Consider the following 3,943-nt stretch of genomic DNA (forward strand, 5'->3'; position numbering starts at 1 on the left):
GCGCAAGGCCGCGCCCGCCGCGCGCAAGGCCGCGCCGGCTCGCAAGGCTGCTTCCGCCGTGGGTAAGACTGCGCCGGCCCGGAAGGCTGCTTCCGCCGCGCGGAAGGCCGCGCCCGCGCGCAAGGCGACGATGGCGCGGGCCACCACCGCGCGCAAGGCACCGGCCACGAAGACCACGGCGGCGGCCAGCAAGGCACCCGCGCGCAAGACCACCACGGCGTCGACCCGGACCCCCGCCCGTACGACGGCGGCGAAGGCACCCGCGAAGAAGGTCCCGGCGAAGAAGGCGTCCACCGCCGCCCCCGCGACGAAGACGACGGCCGGTCGGACCGTTTCCGCGCGCAAGACCGCTCCCGCGAAGAAGACGGCTCCGGCGAAGAATGCCTCGACTGGTCGGGCCACACCGGCGCGCAAGACCGCTCCGGCGAAGAAGGCGACAAGTCGCGTCGCTCCGGCGAAGAAGGCGGCTCCGGCGAGGAAAGCGGCGACAGGTCGCGTCGCTCCGGCCCGTAAGACCGCTCCGGCGAAGAAGGCGGCCTCGACCCGGCCGGCCGCGACACGCAAGACGGCGACCGCAGCGAAGAAGACGACGACCCGGGCCACGGAGGCGCGCAAGTCCGCACCGGCGAAGAAGTCTGCGGCGAAGGCGACGAGCAGGGGTACGGCGGCTCGGAAGTCCGCCGTCCCGGCGAAGAAGTCCACCGCCTCGGCGCGCACGTCGACAGCACCGGCCCGGAAGTCGACAGCACCGGCCCGGAAGTCGACAGCACCGGCCCGCAAGTCCACGGCGAGCGCGACGACCAGGGCGGCGGCCCGCAAGTCCACGGCCCCGGCGAAGAAGGCCACGACGAGCGCCGCGAGCCGTGCGCGTCAGTCCACAGGTTCGGCGGCGAAGTCCACCGCGAAGCGGACGACGACCTCGGCCCGCAAGGCCCCCGCCAAGCGAGCCACCGCCAAGTAGGCACCCCACTTCGACGAAGCAGGTCCCTACCCACGCGTTGCCCGTCGGTCACCCTCGCGCGCTCAAGGCCGGTCGGCCGCGCGCGATCATGGAGTTGTGGCCCCCCGCGAAAGCCGCGAAATTGGGCGAGGCGGGTGCCACAACTCCATGATCGACGCGTGCGGGCTCGCCGCACCCGCCACCGACTGTGGTGGTGGGGTGGTCGGTCGGGGGAGGGCGGGGTGTGCGGGAGGCTGTCAGGATTGGCCCATGGTCATCCGACGGGTTGTCGCACCCCGCATCGATTTCGGCGGGCTACGTCGTGAGTTGGGGCTGCCTGAGGCATACCCCGAGCAGGCGCAGCGGGAGGCCGACGAGGCGGTCGCCGCACCGCCCCGGCCGGCGGTGGACCGGACGGACGTGCCGCTGGTCACGGTGGATCCGCCGGGGTCGCGGGATCTGGACCAGGCGATGCACCTCAGCCGCCGTACGGGTGGGGGCTTCCGGGTGCGGTACGCGATCGCGGACGTGGCCGCGCACGTACGCCCGGGTGGTGCGTTGGAGGAGGAGACCTGGCGGCGGGGGCAGACGGTGTACCTGCCCGACGGCAACGTGCCGTTGCACCCGCACAGTCTCGGTGAGGGTGCGGCGAGCCTGTTGCCGGACGTGGACCGGGCGGCGGTGCTGTGGACCATCGACCTGGACGCCGAGGGCGCGACCACGGCTGTCTCGCTGGAGCGGGCGCTGGTGCGCAGCCGGGCCCAGTTGGATTATCCGAGTGTGCAGGCCGACGCGGACGCGGGCCGGTTGCCGGAGCCGATCGCGTTGTTGCCGGAGATCGGTGCGCTGCTGACCGCGCGGGGTCTGCGCCGGGGTGCGATCAATCTGCCGATCCCCGAGCAGGACGTGGAGGCCGACGGCGACGGGTGGCGGCTGGTGCTGCGGGCACCGGTGCCGATGGAGGAGCACAACGCGCAGATTTCGCTGCTCACCGGGATGGCGGCGGCGGACCTGATGCTGGCCGGCGGGATCGGGCTGTTGCGGACGATGCCCGCGCCGAAGGCGGAGGCGGTGCAGCGGTTGCGGGCGGCGGCGGGGCCGCTGGGCGTGGACTGGCCGGAGGGGATGAGCGTCGGGGAGTTGCTGCTGGGGTTGGACCCGGCGCAACCGAGGGCCGCCGCCTTCGTCGATCAGGCGGCGGAGCTGATGCGGTCGGCCGCGTACACGGCGTTCGACGGCGAGGTCCCGGAGCAGCCGGCGCACGGTGGGGTGGCGGCGGCGTACGCGCACGTGACGGCGCCGCTGCGTCGGCTGGCCGACCGGTACGCCACGGAGGTCTGCCTGGCTCTGCACGACGGCCGTGCGGTGCCGGACTGGGCACGGGAGGCGTTGCCCCGGTTGCCGGCGGTGATGTCGACGACGGACCGGGCCGCGTCGGCGGCGAGTCGGGGTGCGATCGACCTGGCCGAGGCGGTGTTGTTGGCGCACCGGGTGGGGGAGACGTTCGACGCGGCGGTGCTGGACGTCGACGCGCCGCCGAACGGCAAGGGGCGTGCGAACCGTCCGCCCGGGGGCGCGGTGGCCCTGGACGATCCGCCGGTACGGGCCCGGTGCACCGGCGAGCTGACGCTCGGCACCCGGGTCCGGGTCCGACTGGTCGCGGCCGACCCGGCCACCCGCACGGTCACCTTCGCCCTGGCCTGATCCGGCTCACGGCGGTCTCCGACGGGCGGCGGGACCCGGCTCGCCGCGATCCTCGACCACCGGGACCCCGCAACGGTCGGCGGTGCGTAGTCGCGACGCTGCGGGCGGTTGCCGTCGGGCCTGCTCAGCGGGGTTTGTCACAGCTCAGAGCGCTGCTGCGGGGCCGCAGGATTTGCGAGGATGACGACCATGGCATATGACGCGAGCGACCTGCCCGACGTTTCCGGGCTCACCGTCGGCATCATCGGTGGCACCGGTGACCAGGGCCGGGGGCTCGCCTACCGGTTCGCCCGGGCCGGTCAGACGGTGCTCATCGGTTCCCGTTCCGCGCAGCGCGCGGCCGAGTCGGCTGCGGAGATCGCGGCCCTGCCGGGCGTACCGGCGGAGGGCGGCGTGACCGGGGCGGACAACGAGGAGGTGGCCCGGCGCAGCGACGTGGTGATCATCGCGGTGCCGTGGGACGGGCACGCCGCCATCGTCTCCGCGCTCGCCGCACCGCTCGCCGGCAAGATCGTGGTCGACTGCGTGAACCCGCTCGGCTTCGACAAGCAGGGCCCGTACGCGTTGCCGGTGTCGGAGGGCAGCGCCGTCCAGCAGGCCGCCGCGCTACTGCCCGACTCCCGGGTCTGCGCCGCGTTCAACCACGTCAGCGCGCCGCTGCTGGCCGACCCGGAGATCGACCGGATCGAGCTGGACGTGCTGATCTGCACCGAGGAGCGGGAACTGGTCGGGATCGTCGGCGCGCTCGCCGCCCGGATCCCCGGCATGCGGGGCATCTACGCCGGACGGCTGCGCAACGCGCACCAGATCGAGGCGTTCACCGCCAACCTGATCGCGATCAACAAGCGCTACAAGGCGCACGCGGGCGTCCGCGTCACCGACGTCTGAGTGACCGTACGACGCAGGGATCAGAAGACGACCTCGACGCCGGCCTTCTTGCAGGCGGCGGTGAGGTTCTCGCCGGCCTTGGCGAAGCCCGGGTTGTCGGCGGCGGCGGCCGGATCGGCGGCGGCTGCCGCCCGACCCGCCTCGGTGCTGAACTTGCCCATCGCGGCGGCCACCTTGCTGTCGCCGCCACCGCTGGCGGCGAGCTTCGTCATCTCCTTCTCCAACCCGCCCAGGATCTCCTTGAACACGGCCGGGGTCGGCTCGCCGCCGGACTGAAGGGCCTTGACGAGTTCGGCCCGCATCCCGTCACTGGCCTTCTTCGCCGACTGGCACAACTTCTTGTCGCCGACCACGTCGGCGGCGCTGGCCGTCGACGGCGCGGAGGCGGCGGGGGTCGGGGTGGCCGAGGGC

The 3,943-nt window shown here is 73.6% G+C and carries 4 protein-coding genes; 2 read left to right on the forward strand and 2 right to left on the reverse strand.

What is annotated here, in order from left to right; translation table 11 throughout:
- The coding region (locus tag EYA84_RS33685; protein ID WP_161595059.1) for a hypothetical protein at positions 1 to 846 on the reverse strand (846 nt) is incomplete at its 3' end.
- 364 nt (positions 847 to 1,210) lie between these two features.
- Between EYA84_RS33685 and EYA84_RS28235 the strand changes: the two genes are divergently transcribed.
- Positions 1,211 to 2,644, forward strand: a complete 1,434-nt coding sequence (locus tag EYA84_RS28235; RefSeq protein ID WP_131056955.1) for an RNB domain-containing ribonuclease — start codon at positions 1,211 to 1,213, stop codon at positions 2,642 to 2,644.
- A gap of 189 nt (positions 2,645 to 2,833) precedes the next feature.
- Positions 2,834 to 3,532, forward strand: coding sequence for an NADPH-dependent F420 reductase (gene npdG / locus EYA84_RS28240; protein WP_131056956.1), 699 nt, complete (start codon positions 2,834 to 2,836; stop codon positions 3,530 to 3,532).
- 20 nt (positions 3,533 to 3,552) lie between these two features.
- Here npdG and EYA84_RS32725 read toward each other — a convergent pair.
- Positions 3,553 to 3,943: hypothetical protein (locus EYA84_RS32725; protein ID WP_161595060.1), on the reverse strand; the 391-nt coding region annotated here is incomplete at its 5' end.

Source organism: Verrucosispora sp. SN26_14.1 (assembly GCF_004307965.1).
Taxonomy (GTDB): domain Bacteria; phylum Actinomycetota; class Actinomycetes; order Mycobacteriales; family Micromonosporaceae; genus Micromonospora.